Origin of the sequence: Streptomyces sp. NPDC096176, assembly GCF_044763255.1 — a bacterium.
Lineage (GTDB): Bacteria > Actinomycetota > Actinomycetes > Streptomycetales > Streptomycetaceae > Streptomyces.
This window is the reverse complement of the sequence record NZ_JBIWFV010000002.1, coordinates 188,815-212,767: the sequence shown is the minus strand read 5'-3', so window position 1 is coordinate 212,767 and position 23,953 is coordinate 188,815. Positions and strand designations below refer to the sequence as shown.

Genomic DNA, 23,953 nt, shown 5'->3' with positions numbered 1-23,953 from the left:
GGAGCGCGCTGGCAGCCGCGCGCAGCGCGGCACACGAGGGAAGTGAGGAGCAGCCTTCATGGGGCGTCGGCTCGTACCGCTCACGCTGGACAACCTTTCGGACCTTCCCAAGCGCTGTCGTGCGTGTGTCTTCTGGGAACTTGATCCGGTCAGCGGCGAAGCTGCGGTAAAGGCGGGAACCCCCGAACTCGAGAAAGAAGCATGGATCTCGGCCGTGCTGCTCGAGTGGGGGTCGTGCGGCCGCGTCGTCTATGTCGACGAGGTCCCTGTGGGCTTCGTTCTGTATGCGCCGCCCGCCTACGTGCCACGCTCAACGGCCTTTCCCACGAGCCCCGTGTCGGCGGATGCGGTGCAGTTGATAACCGCCTGGATCCTGCCCGGCTATCAGGGGCAGGGACTGGGGCGGGTCATCGTGCAGACGGTCGCCAAGGATTTGCTGCGCAGAGGATTCCGGGCGATCGAAGCCTTCGGCGACGCCCGTTGGAAGGAACCGGCCTGTGTACTGCCGGCCGACCATCTTCTGGCAGTCGGCTTCAAGACGGTGCGCCCCCACCCGACGCATCCGCGGTTGCGGCTGGAGCTGCGCACCACCCTGTCCTGGAAGGAAGACGTGGAGCTTGCCCTGGACCGGCTCCTGGGAGCTGTGCAGAAGGAGCCGGCGCTGCGGCCGCTCTGAACCCGGACACGAGAATGGGCTCATCCTGAGGGGATGAGCCCATTCTCGTGTTTCACGTGAAACAACGGAGTCGTGCCTACTCTCCGATGAAGCTCTCCAGGTCGCGGACGATGGCCGCCTTCGGCTTGGCGCCGACGATGGTCTTGGCGACCTCACCGTTCTGGTAGACGTTCAGTGTCGGGATCGACATGACGCCGTACTTGGCCGCGGTGGCGGGGTTCTCGTCGATGTTGAGCTTCACGACCTGGATCTTGTCGCCGTGCTCTGCCGCAATGGCCTCGAGGGACGGCGCGATCTGGCGGCACGGACCGCACCAGGCGGCCCAGAAGTCCACCAGTACGGGCTTGTCGCTCTTGAGGACATCCTCCTCGAAGGAGTCGTCGGTCACGTTCTTCAGGTCGCCGGCCACGGCAGCCTCCTGCTTCTTTTGCGGGGTGTGAGGGGAGTAGAAGATCAAGGGGTTCAGACGACGGGGGTCTTCTCCGGCTCGGCCGTCTTCTCGCTGTCCACGAGAGCGGCGAGGTAGCGCTCGGCATCCAGGGCCGCGGAGCAGCCGGTGCCGGCGGCGGTGATGGCCTGTCGGTACGTGTGGTCGACGACATCGCCGGCGGCGAAGACGCCGACGATGTTGGTGCGCGTCGACGGCGCGTCGACCTTCAGGTAGCCCTCGGCGTCCATCTCGAGCTGGCTCTTGAAGAGCTCGGTCCGGGGGTCGTGGCCGACGGCGATGAACAGACCGGTCACTGCGAGCGGGGACTTCACGCCTGTCTTGGTGTTGTTCAGGGTCAGGCCCGAGAGCTTCTGCTCACCGTGGATCTCGGCCACCTCGCTGTCCCAGGCGAAAGAGATCTTCGGGTCCGCGAAGGCACGCTCCTGCATGGCCTTGGAGGCGCGCAAGGTGTCCCGGCGGTGGATGATCGTGACCGACTTGGCGAAACGGGAGAGGAAGGTCGCCTCCTCCATCGCGGTGTCGCCACCACCCACGACGGCGATGTCCTGGTCCTTGAAGAAGAAGCCGTCGCACGTCGCGCACCACGAGACACCGCGCCCGGACAGTGCGTCCTCGTTCGGCAAGCCCAGCTTGCGGTGCTGGGACCCGGTGGTGACGATCACGGCCTTGGCGCGGTGAACGGTCCCGGCGGTGTCGGTGACGGTCTTGATGTCACCGCTGAGGTCGACCGACACGACGTCGTCCGGGACGAGCTCGGCGCCGAAACGCTCAGCCTGCGCCCGCATGTTGTCCATGAGGTCAGGACCCATGATGCCGTCGCGGAAGCCGGGGAAGTTCTCCACCTCGGTTGTGTTCATCAGGGCACCGCCGGCGGTGACAGCTCCCTCGAACACCAGCGGCTGCAGCGATGCACGCGCGGTGTAGAGCGCGGCTGTATAGCCCGCGGGCCCGGAGCCGATAATGATCACGTTACGGACGTCGCTCACGGGTTTCTTCCTCGTCTCTGCAGACTGCCAACGGCCTACGGGGCGGGTTCCAGGACCTTCACCCCACCCAACGGATCCTACGGGGCGTGCATTCCCGAGGAGCCGGAGCGGCACCGGCGATATCTCAGGGGCGTGGATACGTCTCCGACAGCAGAAGCTTCCCTGCAGGGCCGGCAGCGTTGTTCACGCATGCCGCGTCGACAACGTAGGCCTGTACCTGAGCGCTGTCCCTGGCGTGGGCCATGAGCACGAGGTAGGCGCTGACGCCGTCGTACGTACCCTTCTCCACGGCGAGCGGTCCGTCGGTGCGCCCGGTCCCCTCCTGGACACAGGGAGGCACTGCCGCGCTCGGACTGCTCTTGGGTGACAGCGTCGCGGGGCCGTCGGCGGAGGGAGCCCGCTCGATTCTGGGCTCGGCCTCCTGCGTTGGCCCGGCGGCCAGCAGCGAATGCACACGGCTGTCGAGTGCGGTTCCGGAAAACTCGGCTCCCTCGCCCGCTGTGGCGCTGACGCTCGCGTCCTTCTTCGCGGTCGAGGAGTCCTTGTCCGAACCAGGCACCGACTGGAGGAACATCACACTCACGCCCACCGCGGCGGCGCCGAGCAAGGCGCCCAGGACCGCAGCACGGCGGCGTCGCACCGGGCGGCTGCGACCGGGACCGGTTGTCGCGCGGGGGTGCCCGGCCGGGCGGGCAGGCGGCGCTCCGGTCTCTGCGGCCTGAGGGCGCGCTGTTTCACGTGAAACATGCGCCGCTTCGTCAGGAGCGGTGGCATCGAGGAGAGCTTCGGCGGCCAGAGCCGCGTCGATACGGCCGGCGATGTCGGCGGGCATGCGCGGCGGGCCGGGCAGGGTACCCAGCAGTCCACGGATCTCTTCCAGGGACGTGTGGACGTCCGAGCAGAGCGGGCAGCCGTCGAGGTGGCGCCGCACTTCAGCCGTGCGGGAAGGCGGGAGGAGCCCTTCGGTGAGGTCGGAGATCTCCGCGACGTCCGGGTGCTGAGTTGTGTCGGCCCTGCCGGTCGAGGATGTCACGCGCGCCCACCTCCGCCCTTCACTGCCGCAGGGTCACTCGGCCCTGTCTCCCGTTGTCCCGACGCCGGTGGGACGGATGTCCCGGCCGTCCGGTTCCTTCCCATGCCGACGTCGGTGTTATCCCCGGTTCCGCCACGCAGATGGGTGAGCATGGGCAGCAGTCGGGCTCGGCCGCGGGCGCAGCGGCTCTTGACGGTCCCCGTCGGCACCCCCAGGACCTCTGCGGCCTCGACGACCGGATACCCCTGCATGTCGACCAGCACCAGGGCGGCGCGCTGGTCCACGGGAAGTTTCGCCAGAGCGGCCAGGAGCTCACGGTGGAGGTCGTGGCGCTCGGCGGGTGCCGCGGCCGATTCCTGCGGCTCCAGCAGTTGCTCCAGCCGCTCCGTGTCCTCCACGGGCGAGGTCTTGCGCGACGCTGCCTTGCGGGCTCGGTCCAGGCAGGCGTTCACGGTGATGCGATGCAACCACGTCGTGACAGCCGACTGGCCCCGAAACGTATGGGCGGCCCGAAAGGCCGACACCAGAGCGTCCTGTACGGCGTCGGCGGCCTCCTCGCGGTCCCCCAGCGTGCGCAGGGCCACCGCCCACAGCCTGTCGCGGTGGCGCCTCACGAGCTCACCGAAGGCGTCCGGGTCCCCGTCGACATGGCGCGCCAGCAGGTCGTGGTCGCTCGCGTCGCCGAGTGTCACGTCGTCCAACGGTGAGCCCCCTCCCATTGCCTCGGGTCAGCCGGTGAACGCGACGTCCGTGATCCCCTGCTTGTAGCCAGGATCGCTGAACTTGTCCTGGGGCGCGTAGGGCATCGCGGTCATCCAGAGGAGCACATACCGGCTTTTGGCCTGCTCCTCGGTGGTCATCTTCAGGGTCGATCCGCTGGTCCGCCCTGTTGCGATCTTCTTCATGGAGCCGACCGGGCCGGCCGGCGACAGTGAATCAACGGCGTAAAGGGTGATGGTGGTGTGGTCTCCGCCGTAGCGCAACGCTATGGACGCGCCGGATACGTCCTTGTCGGAACCGAGGTCGTAGACGATGCCCACACCCTGCTTCACCGAGGGCACCAAGTCGGGGCCGTCGTAGAAGCTTCTGCTCCGCCAGTACGTGGTGCTGTCACGGTCGTAGGTGGCCCCGACATTGTTGGCGTTCTGCGGCGAACCGTCCGGTGCGTACTCCTGCGCGGCCTGAACGGCGAGGGGTGCGGGTGCTTTGGGGTTGTCGTCGCCGCCGTTCGTGGTGCTGGTCTCCGAGGTCTTCGGCTCCTTGTTCCCCTTGCGGTTGTCCAGCAGCTTGTCTGCCACCTGCCAGCTGCCGAGTCCCAGCGCCGCGATGAGCAGTGCCGAGACGGCCCACTTCAGCGCCTTGCCGGTGCGGGTCTGCAAAGGCGGCGGAGGAGCCGGCGTCGGCTGGGTGACGCTCGCACCCGGCCTCGGGGCGGGCCGGCCGTAGCTGCCCTGCTGGTAGGTGGTCCGCTGGTACTCGGGAGGGGCGGCGAAGGCCGGCTCCGGCGGACGGATGCGCGGCATCGCCGCGACGGCCTTGGCCAGTTCGTCGGGCGTTGTGCACGGCGGCTCCTGACGCGAGGCGGTGGCGCCGTCGTTGACCAGCGCTCTCATGGCCAGCTCCGACAGGCCTCGGTGCACACCGGCCCGCACTTGGTCGGGAGCGACCAGGCCGACTCCCTTGGGCAGCCCGGACAGGCCGTACGCATCGTTCTCGTACGGCCAGCGCTGGGTGAGTGCCGCGTACAGGAGGGCACCGATCGCCTCGGTGTCGGTGCGCTGCGGGCCGTCGACGGAGATACCGCGCAGGGCCGCATTCACCGCCAGCCCGCGAATCCGGTACTGCCCCGTCGAAGTGCGCAGGACAGCTCCGGGGGTGAGCCGGAGGTGGGCGAGCCCCTCCCTGTGAGCGGCCGCCATCGCCTGGGAGATCTGGTCGACGAGTTGGTAGGCGTCGTGCGGTTCGAAGGGGCCGGAGGCGAGAAGAGCCGTCAGCTCGACGGCATCCGGAAGCCACTCGTGCACGACGTAGACAAGGTCGTTCTCCTCGACGGCGTCCAGGACTTGCACGAATCGCGGGTCGCCGAGAAGCGCCGACGACCGGGCGGCCGACAGCACGGACCGTGCTCGCGGATGGTCAGCAGGCAGGATGTGCACGCCGACGGCACGCCGCAGTTTCTCGTCGACCGCACGCCAACTGCTGAAACCGTCCAGACGGGTGACGCACTCCTCGAGTCGATAGCGTCTGGCGAGTTTGTGGCCACTGTGGAGTTCGGGCGTCGAGAAGGACGGCTCGCCGCCCTGCCGTTTGCTGTCCGTGTCCGGTGCGGCCTTGTCAGCCGTGCTCCGGGAGTCCGCTGTGCGGGATTCTGCCGTCTCGGATTCCGCCGCCCCGTCGGTCGTGGCCTCGCCCGCCTTCGCGGTCAGCGGTTCGTCCCCGCCGTTGTCGGCCACGTCGACGGCAGCCGTGCTACGTTCCGCCACCGTCGTTCCTGCCTCCCCATCCGTTGTGCATGTCCAACAGCCATGCCAATTGTGCCCACAGTCCGACGCTATGCACGACACGCGGCGTCCGACGATGGTTGTGCGGCGTGTGCCCGCCGACGCCCGTGAGCGCCGTTTCTGCTGCCGCTACCGGCCGAGACGGCCGCGGACCATGCCGACCATGGCGTTGAGCTCCGCGATACGCATCCGCTTCGCGGCGACGAAGAAGATACCGAGCAGCACGACGCCACCGGCCACCAGCGCCACGAGCGAGCCCCCCGCACCGCTGCCCAGGCCCTGGAGAACGCCATAGGCAACGGCACCGCCGGCGACCGCGGCGGGTACGGAGGCCATGGAGAGCCGGGCGTAGGTGCGCATGACGTGAGCGCCGTCCAGATCGCCGCCCAGACGGTTCTTGAGCCTCCGCCACGCGACACCGACGCCCACGGCGTAGGCGAGGCCGTAGGCGGCTCCCATACCCACGACCGCCCACTGGGCCGGAAGCAGCAGATAACACAGAGCGGACGCACCGGCGTTGACGAGGGCCACGATGACCGTGTTGTAGAAGGGGGTCCGGGTGTCCTCGTAGGCGTAGAAACCGCGCAGCACCACGTACTGAACCGAGTAAGGAATCAGGCCGAGGCCGAAGGCCATCAGGATGAAGCCCATGCCCTGGGCCGCTTCGAGACCTGTGGACGCGAACAGCAGCGTGGACATCGGGACACCGAGCGCGAGGAACGCGAACGAGACCGGCACGATCGCGACCGCCGAGTTGCGAAGACCCTGCGAGATGTCGTCGCGTACGGCGCCGGGGTCGTTGTCGTGGGCGGCGCGGGAGATCCGGGGCAGCAGCGCTGCCATGACGGAGACGGTGATGATGGCCTGTGGCATGCCCCAGATCAACTGGGCGTTGGTGTAGGCGATGAAACCCGCACCCTGCCGGCCGGAGGCCTCTCCGGCTGCCGTCGCGAGCTGGGTGACCACCAGAACGCCCGCCTGGTTCGCGAGGACGAAGAGGACGGTCCATTTGGCCAGCTTCACGGTCTTGCCGAGTCCGTGGCCCTTCCAGTCGAACCGGGGGCGGAAGCGGAAGCCGGCCTCGCGAAGGTAGGGGATCATCGCCAGAGCCTGGACGACAAGCCCGAGCAGCGTGCCGATGCCCAGCAGCCGCACGCCCTCCGGCGGAATCGTCTGCACACCCATCTGCGATTCGGCGGAGGTGCCGTACACCCAGATGAAGAGGCCGAAGGTGGTGATCATGACGATGTTGTTCAGGACCGGGGTCCACATCATCGCGCCGAACCGTCCACGGGCATTGAGGATCTGCCCCATCACCACGTGGATGCCCATGAAGAAGATCGTGGGCAGGCAGTAGCGGGCGAACGTGACGGCAACGCTGTTGGCCGCCTGGTCGCTCGCGATGGTGTCCGACATGAGCCGGATCAGCAGCGGCGCCGCGAAGACGGCGATGGCGACGATGGCGCCGAGCGCCACCATCACCAGGGTGAGCAGCCGGTTGGCGTAGGCCTCGCCGCCGTCCTCGTCGTTCTTCATCGCACGCACCAGCTGCGGGACGAAGACGGAGTTGAGTCCCCCGCCGACGGTCAGGATGTAGATCATCGTCGGCAGCGTGTATGCGATGGTGAAGGTGTCGCCGAGGAGCGCGGCGCCGAGAGCAGCAGTGATCACCAGGCTGCGTACAAAACCGGTGAGGCGGGAGACCAGGGTCCCCGCCGCCATCACGGCACTGGACTTCAGGAGACTCGTGGCTCTCCCCGCCGGTTTCTTGGGGGCAGGCGCGGGCGTCGGCGTCGGTTCGGGGACAGACGGGGGCGTCGAGGACTGCTGGTCCCGGAAAAGGTGGGCGAAGGCGTCGGGCTCCTGCTTCGGCTCGCCGGCCCGGGTGATCAGTTCGTCGACGCCGGTGAACTCCGTGGTCCTGGCATCGTCGCCGTACGGGAGACGCCGGGACGGGCCGTCGGGCTCGGGCGGGGGCGTCTGGGCCCAGATACGGGGGTCGGGGGCGTACTGCGGCGCCGCGGGCTGCTGGTAGAGCGGCTGCGGCGCCGGGTGGTGCCCCGGAAGCGGCGGGGGGTGCGCGGAGCGGTCGTAGAGCGCCTCGTTCACCGGGTCCTGGGCCGCCAGGTCCTGGTCGTGGAAGGGATCAGGGGCGTAGGCGTCCCGGACATAGGGATCCTGCGTATAAGGCTCGGACGGGGGCTGCTGCGGCGGATATGAGCCTGCGGGGTCTGCGCCCGCGCCCTGACCGCGGTCACCGTCATACGGCGCGTTCATGCCTACCCCACCTCATCGTCCCCGGCCGACCGGCCACGACATCGCTCAACGGTCCACTTTCTCACCAGCGCCGGACGGGTTGTCGCTTTCGGGTCCGGTGTCAGGGGCGAGGTCACTCGGCTGCCCTGGATCCGAGCCGCCGCTGTCACCCTCTGTGTCTTCCGATGTGTCTTCCGAGCCGTTCTCGCCCGCCTCGTCCGCCCCTGCTGCCGCTGCGCGCTTGCGCTGGGTGTACATCCTGACGCCGGCGAGGACGAGCAGGAGCACACCGCCGGCGAGGACGAGCATGACGGTCGGGGTGATCTCGGAGACCTTCACCGTGAAGTCCATCGGCGGCCCGTAGAGCTCGCCGTCCTGTGTGTAGAGCTGCGCGGTCATCTGGACCTGGCCGTTGGCGTTGGCGGCAGCGGGGAACTTCACCGACTGGCTGTGGCCGCCCTCGACCTTGATCGGTTGCTCGGCCATGCCCTTGCCGCCATCGAGATGGAGGCGGTTGGGATTGTTCGACCTCAGCCGCAGCACCAGGTCGTCGACTCCTTGGACCAGCTGGTTCTGCACAGTGACCGGAATGGTCGCGCTGCGTCCGGACAGGGTGACGGCCGACTTCTGGATCAGCTGGACCTCTTCGGTGAGGCTCTGCAGATACGACTGGACCTCGGTGCGGTACTGCTGGGCCGCCGTCGCATTGCCGCGCCACGATGTCGACAGCTCACGGTCGATCGCCCGGCCGAAGGGGGTCTCGACCCGGTCGGCGAGCGTGAGGATGACCTTGAACTTGTCGAGGGTGTCCTGAGTGGTCCTGACGTCCTCGAAAGTCTGCACCGGCAGTTCCTGCTTGCGCAGCGCTGCCGGGTACCGGGAGGCGCCGGGCACCTTCGTATTGGCGTCGGCGTCCGGCTTGGCTGCCGCCGCGGCCACCAGGTCCAGCGGCTCTGTCCAGCGCTCGGATTCCAGGACCCGCAGGGCGCGGGCCATGGACTGCGCCTGGGCGATCGTGGGCCTGCGCTGCGGGGCGACCACGATGCTCCGCTGCTTCTCCGGCTCCTGAAGTGTCAGAGCCTGCGTCTGGGCGAGGAACTGCTGGACCGCCAACGTGGACTCGCCGGCGTCGGTCATGTCGCCGTCGAAGGCGGTGGACAACCGGGCGTCGGCAACCACGGCCGTCGTTCCGCCGCCGACCGGACGGGCCGCGGTCGGCGTGTACGTGAGGTTGTCCTGGAGGCTGTCGCTCCGGGCGATCACCTTGTGCGCTCCGGCGGAGGTGGCCACGTCGACGATCGAGGAGTCGATCGCGCCGTCCACCGGCCAGGCGAAGTCGACGGACGGTTTCACATGGAGAATCGTCTCCACTGTGACCTCCGCCACCTCCGTGGCCGGCTGCAGATGGCTGAGCGAGCCGGAGACCGACTTGCCCTTGTGGGCCAGCGAAGCGAGATCAGGGTCAGCGAAGGGGAGTGCGACGACCTTGCGGCCTTGCACCGCCGCCTCGACGGAGTTCAACCATCGCTCGGCCAGAGCCTGGTTCTTGCCGGCGACCGTGGAGTCGCCGCTCTTGACCCGATAGCCGCCCTTCATGGCGTCGACCGTGGCCAGGAGGTCCGGATCGATGACCCAGGTGACGGGCAGCTCCTGGCCGAGGGACACCAACTGGTCGAGCCGCCCGCCCGGGGCGAGCTCGGCGGCCAGGGCCTCGTCCTCGAAGACCGGCGTCTGCTGCTCGTCCGACCCCGTCTCGGACGTGAGGTGGGTCGAGGAGATGAGCGGCCAGAGATACGTGAGGCGAGTCTTTTTCTCCGCCTCCTCCGGCTGCCAGGGCAGGAAGGTCCGCTTGATCCCCAGCACCTGGTCCCACTGCTGGTCGGCGGTCCGCCCCGTCAGGGACACCCCGAGCTGATGGGCACCGGCCTCGTCGCCCAGCTCGAGTTCGTCGGCCGGCACCGAGAGTGTGAAGTCATGGCTGACGCCCGTGGCGAGCTTGGGCAGCCTGACGCTGAACTTGTCGTCGATTGTCGGGGCGTCGACCCCGTGCAGGTAGCCGGTTCGCTCCGCGGCCCGGTCGATGGCGCTCCGGCCGGGCTGTTGCGGGCCCACTCGGAGGTCGACATGCGCGTTGGTGATCGTCTGCTTGCCCTTGTTGACCACCGTCCCGGAGACCGTGATCGTGTCTTTCTTCCCGGGCGCTTCCGGTGTCAGCGTGTCGAGAGACACATCCACGGTCCGGGATCCCGAGGTCTCCTCAGCGGCGTGCGCCGCCGGGGCGGCCTGCGCCGAGGGCGCTGCGGGACCGCACAGCAGCCCGGCCACAAGTGGGGCGCCGGTGATCAGGGAGGCTGTGCGACGCAGCCACCGGCGCGCAGGAGAAGTACGCATCCCCTGGAAGTCTGCCGCCTCGGCCACGCGCTCGTCCGTCCCTCGTCGTCTGGTGCCGTTGGTGGTTCTCTGGCTCTTGCGTCCACGCATGGTAACGAGGCGCGCTGTGTCGACGTGCCGCGGAGTGCCCGACAAGATCGGCAGGACTTCCGGGGCAGCCGGAAACGGGGACGCTCCGGTCGGCCCGGGCACGTACCCTTTTCTGTTGTGCCGAACGCCAATGAAGACAACCCCACTGCCCTGAGCCAGGTGCAACGCCGAGCGGTGAGTGAACTGCTGCGGGTGTCGCCCGTCGCCGACGACCTGGCGCGCCGTTTTCGCGAGGCCGGGTTCCATCTCGCCCTCGTCGGGGGCTCGGTCCGCGATGCCTTGCTCGGTCGGCTCGGCAACGATCTCGACTTTACGACGGATGCCCGGCCAGAGGATGTGCTGAAGATCGTCCGCCCGTGGGCGGATTCGGTGTGGGACGTCGGTATCGCCTTCGGCACGGTCGGTGCGCAGAAGGACGGCCGCGTCGGCGACACGGTCCAGCGCTTCCAGATCGAGGTGACGACGTACCGCTCGGAGGCGTACGACAGGACCTCGCGCAAGCCGGAGGTGTCCTATGGCGACTCGATCGAGGAAGACCTGGTTCGCCGCGACTTCACGGTGAACGCGATGGCCGTGGCGCTGCCGGAGAAGGAGTTCATCGACCCGCACGGCGGTCTCGAAGACCTCTCGGCACGAGTACTGCGGACGCCGGGGACCCCGGAGGAGTCCTTCTCCGACGACCCACTCCGCATGATGCGAGCTGCGCGCTTCGCCGCGCAGCTCGACTTCGAGGTCGCACCCGAGGTGGTCTCCGCCATGAAGGCCATGGCGGAGCGGATCGACATCGTGTCGGCCGAACGTGTGCGTGATGAGCTGAACAAGCTGGTCTTGGGTGCACACCCGCGTGAGGGGCTCGCGCTGCTCGTCGACACCGGCCTTGCCGCTCACGTACTGCCCGAGCTCCCCGCCCTGCGGCTGGAGAGTGATGAGCACCACCGGCACAAGGACGTCTACGAGCACTCGCTGACCGTGCTGGAGCAGGCGATCGATCTCGAGGAGGAGGGGCCCGACCTCGTGCTGCGGTTGGCCGCTCTACTCCATGACATCGGCAAGCCCCGCACTCGGCGCTTCGAGGAGGACGGCCGGGTCTCCTTCCACCATCACGAGGTGGTGGGCGCGAAGATGACCAAGAAGCGCATGGCGGCGCTGAAGTACTCGAACGAGATGATCAAGGACGTCTCGCGGCTGGTGGAGCTTCACCTGCGGTTCCATGGATACGGGACCGGCGAGTGGACCGACTCCGCGGTGCGGCGGTATGTGCGCGACGCCGGCCCGCTCCTGAGCCGACTGCACAAGTTGACGCGCTCGGACTGCACCACACGCAACAAGCGCAAGGCGGGTGCCCTCTCGCGGGCCTATGACGGCCTTGAGGAGCGCATCGCGCAGCTCCAGGAGCAGGAGGAGCTGGATGCGATCAGGCCGGACCTTAACGGCAACCAGATTCAGGAGATCCTGGGAGTCGGCCCCGGTCCGGTGATCGGCAAGGCCTATGCGTTCCTCTTGGAGCTGCGCCTGGAGAACGGGCCGATGGAGCACGACGAGGCAGTGGCTGCACTCAAGAAGTGGTGGGCCACCCAGGGCTGAGAGGAACGGCGCGATGTTTCACGTGAAACATCGCGCCGTTCCTCATGAGCGAGGGCTGTGTTTCACGTGAAACACCGCCCTCGATGCATCCGCTACTTCTTCATCTCGTTCAGGCAGAGCACGAACGACTTGCCGGAGCTGCGCCGGCCACCGCTGGTCTGCTCGAAGTAGCCGATGTCCGCCTTGCCCTCGCAGATCGTTTGGTCCGTCGTGTCGCCGTGCACGGAGACCACCTTGTACGCAGCCTCGGTGGCGCCGCAGTCGACGACCTCAAGATCCGGGTTGATCTCGGTCCCGCTGTTCTTGAGGCAGTCGCCGGCCTTTGCGGCATCGGCGTCATCGCGGCCCATGAACCAGAACACGGCGAAGGCGATCACGGCCAGGACGCCCACGACTATCTGGAACTTGGTCTTGAGACTGAGGCCCTGCCGCGCGGGTGCCGGAGGCGGCGGCGGAGGCGCGCCCCATTGCTGCTGGGGTGCCTGGGGCTGCTGCGGGTAGCCGTAACCCGGCCCGGGCTGCTGCGGCTGCTGCTGGGGATACCCGTAACCCGGCTGAGGCTGCTGCTGGCCGTACGGACCCGGCTGCCCGTAGGCGCCCTGTCCCTGCTGCGGCGGATAGGTCATGCGGGGATCCCCCTGTGAACGTGCGATCGATGTTTGACGCGCGCACGCTATAGCACTCGGCCGACATGACTCCAACGCGCCAGCGTGACGGCAACTGCCGCGTAGAGCGCGGCGACCACGAGAACCAGCGGCACCGATCGTCCGTCAGGAGGCAGCATCAGCGCGGCGATTGCGGCGGCACCGACGAAGGCGACGTTGAACAGCACGTCGTAGAGGGAGAAGACCCTGCCTCGGAAGGCGTCGTCCACGGAGGTCTGCACCACGGTGTCGGTCGCGATCTTCGCGCCCTGTGTGACCAGACCGAGAACGAATGCCGCCACGAGCATCGGCTCCGGAGCGAACGGCAGCGCCAGGGTCGGTTCGAGAACGGCAGCAGCTGTCGCGCAGGCCACCATCCACCCGAAGCGACCGAGTTTTCCGGTCGCCCAGGGAGACATCACGGCCGCGGCGAAGAAGCCGGCACCGGATGCGGCGACCGCCAGGCCGAGCAGAGCGAGCCCGTCCGACCCCTCGCCCGCCCATGCGTACCGGCAGAGCATGAGCACCATCACGGTCAACGCGCCGTAGCAGAAGCGCAGCAGAGTCATCGCGCCCAGCGCGAGGGCTGCCGCCGGACGCCGACGCAGATGGCGCAGTCCGTCCAGCAGCCCTCGCGCAGTGGAGGCGATCGCGGTGCCCAGGCGTGGTTGTACCTCGGTCGGGTCGGGACCGAGCAGTTCACGCCCCATGCGCAGTGACGCGAGGGCCGAGCAGAGGTAGAGCGCTGCCCCGAGCAGCACCACCGCGGCGTCGGAGTCCGAGGCGACGAGGCGCATGAGGAAGGCGAGACCACCGCCCGCGGTCGCGGCCAGCGTCCCCGCCGTCGGCGAGAGGGAGTTGGCCATCACGAGGCGGTCGGGATCCACAACGCGCGGCAGCGCCGCCGAGAGGCCTGCCAGCACGAACCGGTTGACGGCGGTGACGGACAGGGCCGAGGCGTAGAAGAGCCAGTCCGGGACGGAGGCGAGGATCAGCACGGCAGTGCAGCCGGCGAGCAGCGCGCGCAACAGGTTCCCGTAGAGGAACACTTGGCGCCGTGGCCAGCGGTCCAGCAGAACTCCGGCGAAAGGTCCGACGAAGGAGTACGGCAGGAGCAGGACCGCCATGGCGGAGGCGATCGCGGCCGGGGATGTCTGCTTCTCGGGGGAGAAGACCACGTATGTGGCGAGGGCGACCTGGTACACACCGTCGGCCGACTGGGACAGCAACCGCACGGCCAGGAGCCGACGGAAGTCGGTCAGGCGCAGGAGTACGCGCAGATCACGTACGACAGGCATGCGAGCAAGGGTCACACACGCGGAGGGTCCCCGGGTGTACGACCCGGGGACCCTCCGCGTTGGGACAGAACGAAGCGCTTAGCGCTCGACCTCGCCCTGGATGAACTTCTCGACGTTCAGACGGGCCTCGTCGTCGAAGTACTGAACCGGCGGGGACTTCATGAAGTACGAGGACGCGGAGAGGATCGGGCCGCCGATACCGCGGTCCTTGGCGATCTTCGCGGCGCGCACGGCGTCGATGATGACGCCCGCCGAGTTCGGGGAGTCCCAGACCTCGAGCTTGTACTCGAGGTTCAGCGGGACGTCACCGAAGGCGCGGCCCTCGAGGCGCACGTACGCCCACTTGCGGTCGTCCAGCCAGGCGACGTAGTCCGACGGGCCGATGTGGACGTTCTTCTCGCCCATCTCACGGTCGGGGATCTGCGACGTGACGGCCTGCGTCTTCGAGATCTTCTTGGACTCCAGGCGCTCACGCTCGAGCATGTTCTTGAAGTCCATGTTGCCGCCGACGTTCAGCTGCATCGTGCGGTCCAGGATGACACCCCGGTCCTCGAAGAGCTTCGCCATGACGCGGTGCGTGATGGTGGCGCCGACCTGGGACTTGATGTCGTCGCCGACGATCGGGACACCGGCCTCGGTGAACTTGTCCGCCCACTCCTTGGTGCCGGCGATGAAGACCGGCAGGGCGTTGACGAACGCGACCTTGGCGTCGATGGCGCACTGCGCGTAGTACTTCGCAGCGTCCTCGGAACCGACGGGCAGGTAGCAGACCAGAACGTCGACCTGCTTGTCCTTGAGGGTCTGGACGATGTCGACCGGGGCCTCGGCGGACTCCTCGATGGTCTCGCGGTAGTACTTGCCCAGGCCGTCGAGGGTGTGGCCACGCTGAACGGTGATGCCGGTGTTCGGCACGTCGCAGATCTTGATGGTGTTGTTCTCGCTGGCGCCGATGGCGTCCGAGAGGTCGAGGCCGACCTTCTTGGCGTCCACGTCGAAGGCGGCCACGAACTCCACGTCACGGACGTGGTAGTCGCCGAACTGGACGTGCATCAGACCCGGCACCTTGCCGGCCGGGTCGGCGTCCTTGTAGTACTCGACGCCCTGCACCAGCGAGGCGGCGCAGTTGCCCACGCCGACGATGGCTACGCGAACCGAACCCATTCCGGTTGCTCCCTGTTTGATCTCGGTATTCCGGATGAAACCCTGCGGATCGCAGGGCCTCACTTGGCGGTGTCGTCGGACGGATCCGGCGGGGTGGAGCCCTCGGGAGGTGTCCCTCCGGAAGACTCGGCTCCCTGGTGCCGGGGCAGGCCGCCCGTCGCTCCAGATGTGTTGTCCTGCTGAGCGGTGCCTTCTGGGGAGGGCCGTCGCTGATCCCGCCCTGCCCGCTCGCTCTCGATGAGCTCGTTCAGCCAGCGCACTTCGCGCTCCACGGACTCCATACCGTGGCGCTGGAGCTCGAGGGTGTAGTCGTCGAGGCGCTCACGGGTGCGGGCCAAGGAGGCGCGCATCTTGTCGAGGCGCTCTTCCAGCCGACTGCGGCGGCCCTCCAGCACCCGCATCCGCACATCCCGCTCCGTCTGACCGAAGAAGGCGAAGCGAGCGGCGAAGTGCTCGTCCTCCCAGGTGTCGGGGCCGGTGTGCGAGAGCAGCTCCTCGAAGTGCTCCTTACCTTCTGCCGTCAGCCGATAGACGATCTTGGCGCGTCGGCCGGCGAGTGAGGCGGCGAGGGCGTCCTCGGGAGCGCTCCCCGGCTCCTCGATCAACCATCCGTTGGCGACCAGCGTCTTGAGGCAGGGATAGAGGGTCCCGTAGCTGAAGGCCCGGAAGATCCCGAGCGACGTATTGAGCCGCTTGCGCAGCTCGTAACCGTGCATCGGGGCTTCACGGAGCAGACCGAGGACGGCGAACTCGAGAATGCCGGAGCGCCTGCTCACAGTCGCCTCCCTCGCCGGTCCCGGTCATATATGCCGTGCTGATGTATCGACTCGATACATCAGCACGATAGGGCCGTGTGCCTGCTGCGACAAGAGGGGGCATGGTGAACGGCGTCACATCGTCAATTCGCGGGGAGCGAGTTGCCTGATATGGGGTGAACTTCAGGCCTAGGCAGGTTTTGGCCGTGCGTAGTCTGTGCGGATGCAGACCAGCGGGAACCATGTGACGCCCCCAGGCGTCATCGCCGTGGATGCACAGCGGATGAGCCCTTCGCAGAGCTCGTCCGTATCCATTTCGGGGGGACCGGAACACAACTGCCGCTTCCAGGCGTCTCGCCTGCCCGAGGAGTAGTCGTTCGATGAGCGAGCACCGTCGCAAACCGCCGCAGTCCCAGGGTGGCGGGCGTGCCGCGGCCAGACGCGCAGCCCAGCCGCCTTCGGGTCGCCGGGGCGTCCAGCCCCGCGGCACCACATCAGCTTCACCTTCCGCTTCCTACGGCGAGGAGCGCCCCTATGGGGGCCGCGCCGAGGCCCGGCGCGCCGCACAACGAGGTGGTGGCGGCCGTCGGCGTACGGATGAGGCGGGAGCCGGCCACGGAGGCCGCGGCGGCGGTCGCCGCGGTGGCGGCGGCGGAGGCCACGACGGACCCGGAGGCCATGGTGGTCCGCCGCGGAAGAAGCGGCTGATCGACTACCCGCGCCACGACAAGTACGGGTGGCGTCGCTGGGTGCCGTCGTGGAAGCTCGTGACCGGTCTGTTCCTCGGCTTCCTCGCCAGCCTGATGACGGCCGGGACGATCGCCTACGCCGTGGTCGCGATCCCCAACCCGGCCGAAGCCGCCAAGGCGCAGAACAACGTCTACTACTGGGACGACGGCACGCAGATGGTCGCCACCGGTGGCGAGGTCAACCGGCAGATCATCGGGATCGAGAAGATCCCGGCGCACATGCAGAACGCGGTCATCTCCGCGGAGAACAAAACGTTCCGCGAGGACTCGGGCATCGACCCGATGGGCATCGGCCGCGCCGTCTTCAACATGGCCCTGGGCGAGGAGACACAGGGTGGCTCCACGATCACCCAGCAGTATGTGAAGAACGCGCGGTTGGACAACCAGGACCAGACTCTCGAGCGCAAGTTCCAAGAGCTGTTCATCTCCATGAAGATCGACTCGAAGATGGAAAAGTCCGAGATCATGGAGGGCTATCTCAACACCTCGTACTACGGTCGCGGCGCGTACGGCATCCAGGCCGCCGCCCGTACGTACTTCGACAAGGACGCGGCCCAGCTTGACGCGAGCCAGAGCGCGTTCCTCGCCGCGCTTCTCAAGGGCGCGACCTATTACGACCCGGCGGGCGCCACCTCGATCGACCCTGCGGCGACCCGGGAGGCCAACACGGAGCGGGCCAGGAAGCGCTGGAGCTGGATCCTCGACGAGATGGTCAAGGACGGCCACCTCGACGTCGCGGAGCGCCAGAAGTACACCGAGCTCCCCCAGCTCGAGAAGCCCCGCAAGAACGCCCAGCTGAGCGGTCAGATCGGCTACCTGGTGGACCTGGCCAAGGCCAACTTCATCAACAGCAACGATCAGGGCATCACCGCCGACGACCTCACCCAGGGCGGCTACGAGATCCACACGACCTTCGACAAGAAGAAGGTCCAGCAGCTCGAGAAGGCCGTCAACAAGGTCCGCAAGGAGAACATCGACCCGAAGAAGCGCCCCGAGACGGACACGCACGTTCAGTTCGGTGGCGCCTCGGTCGAGCCACAGACCGGAAAGATCGTCGCGATCTACGGTGGTGAGGACGCGACGAAGCACTTCACCAACAACGCCGACGCGACCGGTGCGCAGGTCGGCTCCACGTTCAAGCCGTTCGTTCTCGCGGCGGCCATGCGTGACGGCGTCCGCGACCCCGCGCTCGGCCCTGAGCAAGGCCCCGACACCCGCACGATCGTCGACCCGAACAAGAGCCGGTACAGCGGCAAGAACAAGCTCAAGATCAAGAACTACAACGGTTCAGTCTGGCGCAACGAGGAGGGAAAGGAGTGGCTCCAGACCAATGACGGTCAGGAGAACTACGGCAACATCAGCCTCCGCGAGGCCATGATCCACTCCGCCAACTCGCCCTATGTGCAGCTCGGCATGGACATCGGCATCCCGGAGGTCAGGCAAGCGGCGATGGACGCGGGCCTGCTGGAGTCCAGCCTGACCAAGTCGAACGTGCCCTCCTTCTCGCTCGGCATCTCCGAGCCCAGCGCCATCCGCATGGCGGGTTCCTACGGAACCTTCGCCGCCGAGGGCAAGCAGCGTGACCCGTACTCGGTCAAGCTGGTGAAGCACGAGGGCGAGACGGTCTACGAGCACGAGGACGAGGCCGAGCAGAAGTTCAGCAAGGCCGTCGCGAACAACGTGACCGATGTGCTCAGGGACGTCGTCGACGATCCGGAGGGCACCGGCAGGAAGGCCCGGCTGCCCAACCGCCAGGTGGCCGGCAAGACCGGTACGACCGACGGCAACAAGTCGGCCTGGTTCGTCGGCTACACGCCGCAGCTGTCGACGGCGATCGACATGTACCGCCTCAACGACGACGAGAAGGCCAAGAAGCGCGAGTTCCTGGAGATGTACGGCACCGGTGACCGGGACACGATCCACGGTTCGTCGTTCCCGTCACAGATCTGGCAGGACTACATGTCGGACGCGCTCAAGGGCGCAAAGGTTCTGGAGTTCCCCGAGCCGGATCCCATCGAAGGCGAGGCCGTGTGGGGCGGCGGTGCGGTCAGCCCGAAGCCGACGCCGAGCAGCTCCCCGTCCGAGTCGCCGTCGGCGAGCCCGTCCGAGTCACCGTCCTCGAGCCCGTCCACCAGCCCCGGTCCCTCGGAGTCCTGCAACCCGTGGGAGGACTGGACCTGCGGCGTCGACGGTGGGGCCGACGGCGGCACCGACCAGGGCGGTGGCAACGGCGGCCCGACGTCCAGTCCGTCGACGTCACCGGGCACCGACGGCGGGGTCGACAGCGGTGGAGGCAACGGCACCGGCGGTAACGGCAACAGCGGAGGGATCTTCGGAGGTTCCGACGGCAACAGCTGACGGCTACCGCCCCGCACCACCGACGAGGGCCGCCGCACCCGGGAAGCACAGGCCTGTGCCTGTCCCACCGGGTGCGGCGGCCCTCGCCGCGTCCCCCGTCCCGTACGGCAGGATGTGCACCATGCCCAGCGCAGAAGAGACGAGCGTGCACGAGGACCGCCCCCAGGCCCTCCCCGCGCGACCTGACGGCCCCGATGTGCGACCCACACGGCGCGACCGGATCGCCGCAGCCGGCAGCGAGCTGATCGGCGGCCCCGCCGGCCGCTGGGCCGCGCGCGGCGGCGACAACTGGCTCACGCCCGTGCGTGTGGTGGTGCTCGTCACCATCGGCATGTTCGCGCTCGGCATGGTGCAGAAGCTGCCCTGCTACAACTGGGCCTGGTTCAGGGGCACGAGCTCGCAGTACACCCATGCCTGCTACTCGGACATCCCTCATCTGTTCGTGGGACGAGGCTTCTCCGAAGGTCTGATCCCGTACTTCGACCGGCTCCCCGGCGACATGGAGTACCTCGAGTACCCCGTGCTGACGGGAGTGTTCATGCAGTTCGCCTCCTGGATCGGCGGGATCGCCGGCGGCTCGGGCCAGCAACAGCAGCAGATGTACTGGATGATCAACGCCGGCCTGCTGATGATCTGCGCCGCCGTCCTCGCCGTCTGTGTCGCCCGTACCCATCGCCGGCGCCCCTGGGACGCCCTCCTCGTGGCTCTGGCGCCCGCGTTCGCCCTCACGGCCACCATCAACTGGGATCTGCTCGCCGTGGCGTTGACCGCGGCGGCGATGCTGATGTGGTCACGTGGGCGGGTTCTGGCCTTCGGCATCCTGATCGGGCTGGCGACGGCCGCCAAGCTCTACCCCGTGCTGCTGCTCGGGCCGCTGCTGGTCCTGTGCTGGCGGGCAGGCAAGTGGCGGGAGTTCGCCACGGCGATGTTGGGCGCGGCGGCCGCCTGGCTCGCGGTCAATCTGCCGGTCATGCTGCTTGCGCCCGAGGGGTGGAAGAAGTTCTACACCTTCAGCCAGGAGCGCCAGATCGATTTCGGATCGTTCTGGCTCATCATCACCCAGCGCACCGGCGAGCCGATCGACGTCGAGAAGGTCAACACCTACGCCACTCTGCTGATGATCCTGGCCTGCGCCGGTATCGCCCTCCTCATTCTCAGGGCACCCCGGCGGCCCCGGTTCGCGCAGGTCGCGTTCCTGGTCGTGGCCGCGTTCATCCTCACCAACAAGGTCTACTCGCCGCAGTACGTGCTGTGGCTCATCCCGCTGGCCGCTCTCGCCCGGCCGCGCTGGCGTGACTTCCTGATGTGGCAGGCCTGCGAGGTCATGTACTACCTGGGCATCTGGATGTACCTCGCGTACACGACCAGCCCCAAGCACCAGGGGCTGCCGCCCGAGGGCTACCAGGTGGCCATCGCACTGCATCTGCTCGGGACGCTGTATCTCTGCGCCGTGATCGTGCGGGACATCCTCATGCCGGAACGCGACGGCGTACGCCAGGACGGTTCCGACGACCCGGCGGGGGGTGTGCTCGACGGCGCCCCGGACGTGTTCGTCCTGGGTCCGGCGGCCCACCCGCCGCGCCATGCCGCGCACGCCGTGGAGGGGCCACGCGTCGACTGGGGCACCCGGGCGGGAAGCGGCCCGGGGGCGGGTCCGCAGCCGTCCGCCTGAGGCCGGGCCGCCGTCCCCGGCAGGGCCGGAGGCCCGCCGGGGGTGGTCGGCCGGCTCGACGGCCCTAGCGGTCGACCAGCCGGTCGAACTGCGTCGTCGTGTGACGCAGATGTGCCACCAGCTCGTCCCCGACCTTCGGCTCCTGGGCGTCGGCGGGTACGAACAGGATCGAGACCTGCATGTGGGGCGGCTCGGCGAACCAGCGCTGCTTGCCCGCCCACACGAACGGCGACAGGTTCCGGTTGACCGTCGCGAGACCTGCCCGCGCCACACCCTTGGCGCGGGGCATCACGCCGTGCAGGGCCTTCGGCGCCTCCAGACCCACACCGTGCGACGTACCGCCGGCCACGACGACCAGCCAGCCGTCGGAAGCGGCCTTCTGCTGGCGATAGCCGAAACGATCCCCCTTGGCCACACGGGTGACGTCCAGCACGGCGCCGCGGTACTCCGTGGCGTCGTGGTCGCCGAGCCACAGCCGAGTGCCGATGCGGGCCCTGAAACGGGTCTGCGGGAACTGCTGCTGCAGCCGCGCCTGCTCCTGGGCGCGCAGATGGCTCACGAACATCGTGTGCAGCGGCAGCCTGGCGGCGCGCAGCCGGTCCATCCAGCCGATGACCTCCTCGACCGCGTCGGAGCCGTCCGTACGGTCCAGCGGAAGGTGCAGGGCGAAGCCCTCCAGCCGCACGTCCTCGATGGCCGCGTGCAAATGGCCGAGGTCCTGCTCCGAGATGCCGTGGCGCTTCATCGAGCTCATGCACTCGATGACGACCCTCGCCCCCACCAGCGCATGCACCCCGTCCACGGACGAGACGGAGCGCACCACGCGGTCCGGCAGCGGCACCGGCTCCTCGCCGCGCCGGAACGGGGTGAGCACCAGCAGATCGCCGCCGAACCAGTCCTTGATCCGAGCGGCCTCGTAGGTGGTGCCCACGGCCAGCATGTCCGCGCCGAAACGTGTCGCCTCCTCCGACAGCCGCTCGTGGCCGAAGCCGTATCCGTTGCCCTTGCAGACCGGGACGAGACCAGGGAACTGGTCGATCACCGACTTCTGGTGCGCCCGCCAGCGAGCGGTGTCGACGTAGAGGGAGAGCGCCATGGCCGGCCCGGAACCTTTCTGGTGGCTGCGGTGTATCAGAGGTGTGTACGAGACTACGGAGTCGTCCGCGACGACGTCAGCGACGCGACATGTAGATGTCCAGCGCCTTGTGGAGCAGCTTGTTGAGCGGGAAGTCCCACTCGCCGACGTACTCGACGGCCTCGCCGCCGGTGCCGACCTTGAACTGGATCAGACCGAAGAGGTGGTCCGTCTCGTCGAGCGAGTCGCTGATGCCCCGCAGGTCGTAGACCGTCGCACCCATGGCGTACGCGTCGCGCAGCATCCGCCACTGCATCGCGTTCGAGGGCCGGACCTCGCGCCCGATGTTGTCCGACGCGCCGTACGAGTACCAGACATGGCCGCCGACGACGAGCATCGTCGCCGCGGAGAGGTTCACCCCGTTGTGCCGGGCGAAGTACAGGCGCATGCGGTTGGGGTCCTCGCTGTTGAGTACCGTCCACATCCGCTGGAAGTACGAGAGCGGGCGCGGCCGGAAGCGGTCCCGCTCGGCCGTGATCTCGTACAGCCGCTGCCATTCGGCCAGGTCCTCGTAGCGGCCCTGGACGACCTCGACGCCGGCCTTCTCGGCCTTCTTGATGTTGCGGCGCCACAACTGGTTGAAGCCCTTGAGGACGTCGTCGAGCGACCGGTTGGCGAGCGGGACCTGGTACACGTACCGCGGCTGGACGTCACCGAAGCCGGCGCCGCCGTCCTCACCCTGCTGCCAGCCCATCTTCCGCAACCGGTCCGCCACTTCGAAGGCGCGCGGTTCGATGTGCGTCGCCTCCACGTCGCGCAGGCGCTTCACATCCGGGTCCTGGATGCCGGCCTTGATCGCGGACGCGTTCCAGCGGCGGATGACGACCGGCGGGCCCATCTTCACGGAGAAGGCGCCCTGGTTCTTGAGGTGCGCCAGCATCGGCTGCAGCCAGTCGTCGAGGTTCGGGGCGTACCAGTTGATCACCGGGCCCTCGGGCATGTACGCCAGATACCGCTTGATCTTGGGGAGCTGGCGGTAGAGGACCAGGCCCGCGCCGACGAGCTCACCGCTCTTGTCGAACCAGCCCAGGTTCTCCGAGCGCCATTCCGTCTTCACATCCGCCCACGCCGGAACCTGGCAGTGACTGGCCGAGGGCAGGCTCTGGATGTATGCCAGATGCTGCTCACGACTGATGGTCCTCAGGGTCAGGCTCATGCGGGGCGCTCCTCGGCAGGTGTGTCCCCATGGGTACAGGGGCTCCGGCTCTCGCGCCGAAGCCTACTGGTCCGAGGAAGGGCCCCGAATGGCTGTGCGCAGGAGCGGGCCGCCCATCGGCCCGCTCCCGCTCCCGTTCCTGTTGTGGTCCGGGGTGGCCTCAGCCCAGGACTCCGCCGAAGAGGCCGCCGTGGGCCATCCCCAGGAAGAAGCCCACCGCGGATGCGCCCAGCCCGATGATCAGCAGGAATCGCTCGCGCGTCGTCGCCGAGACGAACTGCCCGTACGCGCCGGTCGCGATGCCGATGAGCCCGGCCCAGGAGCTCAGCAGATGCAGGTTGTGGAACATCGCCGTGACGAACGCGAGAGCGCCCAGTACCAGCGTCACCGCCATCAGGGTGTCCTGAAGGGGATGAGACTTGCCGTCCGTGGCGAGCAGAGAAGCGGAGGAAGGACGTCGCATTGCCTGTGCCATGAGGCACCTCCTGGCTTGCCGGAAGGCGGCGCATGGTAGCGCCGCGCACACCCGATGTGTACAGATTGGGGCCATCGGGCACCGGATTTCAACCGGAAGCCTGGGTGCAGGTACTCTGTACGGTCTGCACCGGTGTCTGCCCAGGCCAGGACGCGATCTCCACTCGACGAGGGGGGATTGTCAGTGGCGGCGGATACCGTTGCTCACGCATCACGACCCTCCTGCCACGGAACGACCGTGGCCGCTGAGTCCAAAGGAGGTGGGTTCCACATGCGTCACTACGAGGTGATGGTCATCCTCGACCCCGATCTCGAGGAGCGTTCTGTCTCCCCGCTGATCGAGAACTTCCTCTCCGTCGTCCGTGAGGGCAACGGAAAGGTCGAGAAGGTCGACACCTGGGGCCGTCGTCGTCTCGCTTACGAGATCAAGAAGAAGCCCGAGGGCATCTACTCGGTCATCGACCTGCAGGCCGAGCCTGCGGTCGTCAAGGAGCTCGACCGCCAGATGAACCTGAACGAGTCGGTCCTCCGGACCAAGGTCCTCCGTCCCGAGACCCACTGAGCGTCTAGCTCAGAGGTCATC

Annotated in this window: 20 protein-coding genes; 6 read left to right on the top strand and 14 right to left on the bottom strand. The window is 67.9% G+C overall.

The features are described 5' to 3' along the window. The first annotated feature begins 58 nt into the window (after nucleotides 1-58). On the top strand, nucleotides 59-676 hold the full coding sequence (locus ACIQ7Q_RS06135; RefSeq protein WP_403856789.1) for a GNAT family N-acetyltransferase: 618 nt from the start codon (nucleotides 59-61) through the stop codon (nucleotides 674-676). 76 nt (nucleotides 677-752) lie between these two features. Here the strand turns inward: ACIQ7Q_RS06135 and trxA are convergent, their stop codons facing one another. From trxA to ACIQ7Q_RS06100, 7 genes are all read right to left on the bottom strand, one after another. Then, the gene (gene trxA / locus ACIQ7Q_RS06130; protein ID WP_307714557.1) at nucleotides 753-1,085 is read right to left on the bottom strand and encodes a thioredoxin; all 333 of its coding nucleotides are present in this window, start codon (nucleotides 1,083-1,085) and stop codon (nucleotides 753-755) included. A 53-nt stretch (nucleotides 1,086-1,138) separates the two neighbouring features. Continuing rightward, complete coding sequence (gene trxB / locus ACIQ7Q_RS06125) at nucleotides 1,139-2,113, bottom strand: thioredoxin-disulfide reductase (protein ID WP_403856786.1); 975 nt, start codon at nucleotides 2,111-2,113, stop codon at nucleotides 1,139-1,141. Between the two features lie 124 nt (nucleotides 2,114-2,237). Beyond that, the gene (locus tag ACIQ7Q_RS06120) at nucleotides 2,238-3,146 is read right to left on the bottom strand and encodes a zf-HC2 domain-containing protein (RefSeq protein WP_403856783.1); all 909 of its coding nucleotides are present in this window, start codon (nucleotides 3,144-3,146) and stop codon (nucleotides 2,238-2,240) included. Next, nucleotides 3,143-3,847 carry an RNA polymerase sigma factor SigM gene (gene sigM, locus ACIQ7Q_RS06115; RefSeq protein WP_403856780.1) on the bottom strand — a complete coding sequence of 235 codons (705 nt, stop codon included), beginning with the start codon at nucleotides 3,845-3,847 and terminating at the stop codon, nucleotides 3,143-3,145. The genes ACIQ7Q_RS06120 and sigM overlap by 4 nt, the downstream gene beginning before the upstream one ends. Nucleotides 3,848-3,874: 27 nt before the next feature. Beyond that, complete coding sequence (locus ACIQ7Q_RS06110; RefSeq protein WP_403856777.1) at nucleotides 3,875-5,629, bottom strand: protein kinase family protein; 1,755 nt, start codon at nucleotides 5,627-5,629, stop codon at nucleotides 3,875-3,877. A 147-nt stretch (nucleotides 5,630-5,776) separates the two neighbouring features. Continuing rightward, nucleotides 5,777-7,924, bottom strand: a complete 2,148-nt coding sequence (gene murJ / locus ACIQ7Q_RS06105; protein WP_403856774.1) for a murein biosynthesis integral membrane protein MurJ — start codon at nucleotides 7,922-7,924, stop codon at nucleotides 5,777-5,779. Between the two features lie 45 nt (nucleotides 7,925-7,969). After that, a complete protein-coding gene (locus tag ACIQ7Q_RS06100) occupies nucleotides 7,970-10,321 on the bottom strand; it encodes a DUF6049 family protein (RefSeq protein WP_403856771.1) in 2,352 nt (783 codons plus the stop codon). Between the two features lie 180 nt (nucleotides 10,322-10,501). On the opposite strand from ACIQ7Q_RS06100, the gene ACIQ7Q_RS06095 reads away from it, so the two are divergent. After that, the gene (locus ACIQ7Q_RS06095; protein ID WP_403856768.1) at nucleotides 10,502-11,968 is read left to right on the top strand and encodes a CCA tRNA nucleotidyltransferase; all 1,467 of its coding nucleotides are present in this window, start codon (nucleotides 10,502-10,504) and stop codon (nucleotides 11,966-11,968) included. Between the two features lie 92 nt (nucleotides 11,969-12,060). Here ACIQ7Q_RS06095 and ACIQ7Q_RS06090 read toward each other — a convergent pair whose 3' ends face one another. The 4 genes from ACIQ7Q_RS06090 to ACIQ7Q_RS06075 all read right to left on the bottom strand — a co-directional run bounded on the left by ACIQ7Q_RS06090 (nucleotide 12,061) and on the right by ACIQ7Q_RS06075 (nucleotide 15,847). Further along, nucleotides 12,061-12,594 carry a hypothetical protein gene (locus ACIQ7Q_RS06090; protein WP_403856765.1) on the bottom strand — a complete coding sequence of 178 codons (534 nt, stop codon included), beginning with the start codon at nucleotides 12,592-12,594 and terminating at the stop codon, nucleotides 12,061-12,063. Nucleotides 12,595-12,641: 47 nt separating this feature from the next. Next, nucleotides 12,642-13,910: an MFS transporter gene (locus tag ACIQ7Q_RS06085; protein WP_403856762.1), complete on the bottom strand. Its 1,269-nt coding sequence runs from the start codon at nucleotides 13,908-13,910 to the stop codon at nucleotides 12,642-12,644. Nucleotides 13,911-13,988: 78 nt separating this feature from the next. Further along, nucleotides 13,989-15,071 carry an inositol-3-phosphate synthase gene (locus ACIQ7Q_RS06080; RefSeq protein ID WP_403856759.1) on the bottom strand — a complete coding sequence of 361 codons (1,083 nt, stop codon included), beginning with the start codon at nucleotides 15,069-15,071 and terminating at the stop codon, nucleotides 13,989-13,991. Between the two features lie 59 nt (nucleotides 15,072-15,130). Then, the gene (locus ACIQ7Q_RS06075) at nucleotides 15,131-15,847 is read right to left on the bottom strand and encodes a helix-turn-helix transcriptional regulator (protein ID WP_403856756.1); all 717 of its coding nucleotides are present in this window, start codon (nucleotides 15,845-15,847) and stop codon (nucleotides 15,131-15,133) included. Nucleotides 15,848-16,360: 513 nt separating this feature from the next. On the opposite strand from ACIQ7Q_RS06075, the gene ACIQ7Q_RS06070 reads away from it, so the two are divergent. From ACIQ7Q_RS06070 to ACIQ7Q_RS06060, 3 genes are all read left to right on the top strand, one after another. Continuing rightward, a complete protein-coding gene (locus ACIQ7Q_RS06070) occupies nucleotides 16,361-16,534 on the top strand; it encodes a hypothetical protein (protein ID WP_403858029.1) in 174 nt (57 codons plus the stop codon). Next, complete coding sequence (locus ACIQ7Q_RS06065; RefSeq protein WP_403857981.1) at nucleotides 16,531-18,933, top strand: transglycosylase domain-containing protein; 2,403 nt, start codon at nucleotides 16,531-16,533, stop codon at nucleotides 18,931-18,933. Before ACIQ7Q_RS06070 ends, ACIQ7Q_RS06065 begins: the two co-directional genes overlap by 4 nt. Before the next feature lie 121 nt (nucleotides 18,934-19,054). Beyond that, nucleotides 19,055-20,605 (top strand): glycosyltransferase family 87 protein, encoded by a 1,551-nt coding sequence (locus ACIQ7Q_RS06060; RefSeq protein ID WP_403856753.1) that lies wholly within the window; start codon nucleotides 19,055-19,057, stop codon nucleotides 20,603-20,605. Nucleotides 20,606-20,669: 64 nt separating this feature from the next. Here the strand turns inward: ACIQ7Q_RS06060 and ACIQ7Q_RS06055 are convergent, their stop codons facing one another. From ACIQ7Q_RS06055 to ACIQ7Q_RS06045, 3 genes are all read right to left on the bottom strand, one after another. Then, nucleotides 20,670-21,701 (bottom strand): alanine racemase, encoded by a 1,032-nt coding sequence (locus ACIQ7Q_RS06055; RefSeq protein ID WP_356629510.1) that lies wholly within the window; start codon nucleotides 21,699-21,701, stop codon nucleotides 20,670-20,672. Between the two features lie 76 nt (nucleotides 21,702-21,777). Further along, the gene (locus ACIQ7Q_RS06050) at nucleotides 21,778-22,896 is read right to left on the bottom strand and encodes a lipid II:glycine glycyltransferase FemX (protein ID WP_403856750.1); all 1,119 of its coding nucleotides are present in this window, start codon (nucleotides 22,894-22,896) and stop codon (nucleotides 21,778-21,780) included. A 160-nt stretch (nucleotides 22,897-23,056) separates the two neighbouring features. Further along, nucleotides 23,057-23,371, bottom strand: coding sequence for a hypothetical protein (locus ACIQ7Q_RS06045; protein ID WP_403856747.1), 315 nt, complete (start codon nucleotides 23,369-23,371; stop codon nucleotides 23,057-23,059). Between the two features lie 270 nt (nucleotides 23,372-23,641). Between ACIQ7Q_RS06045 and rpsF the strand changes: the two genes are divergently transcribed. Beyond that, a complete protein-coding gene (gene rpsF, locus ACIQ7Q_RS06040; RefSeq protein ID WP_093655579.1) occupies nucleotides 23,642-23,932 on the top strand; it encodes a 30S ribosomal protein S6 in 291 nt (96 codons plus the stop codon). Nucleotides 23,933-23,953: the final 21 nt, after the last annotated feature.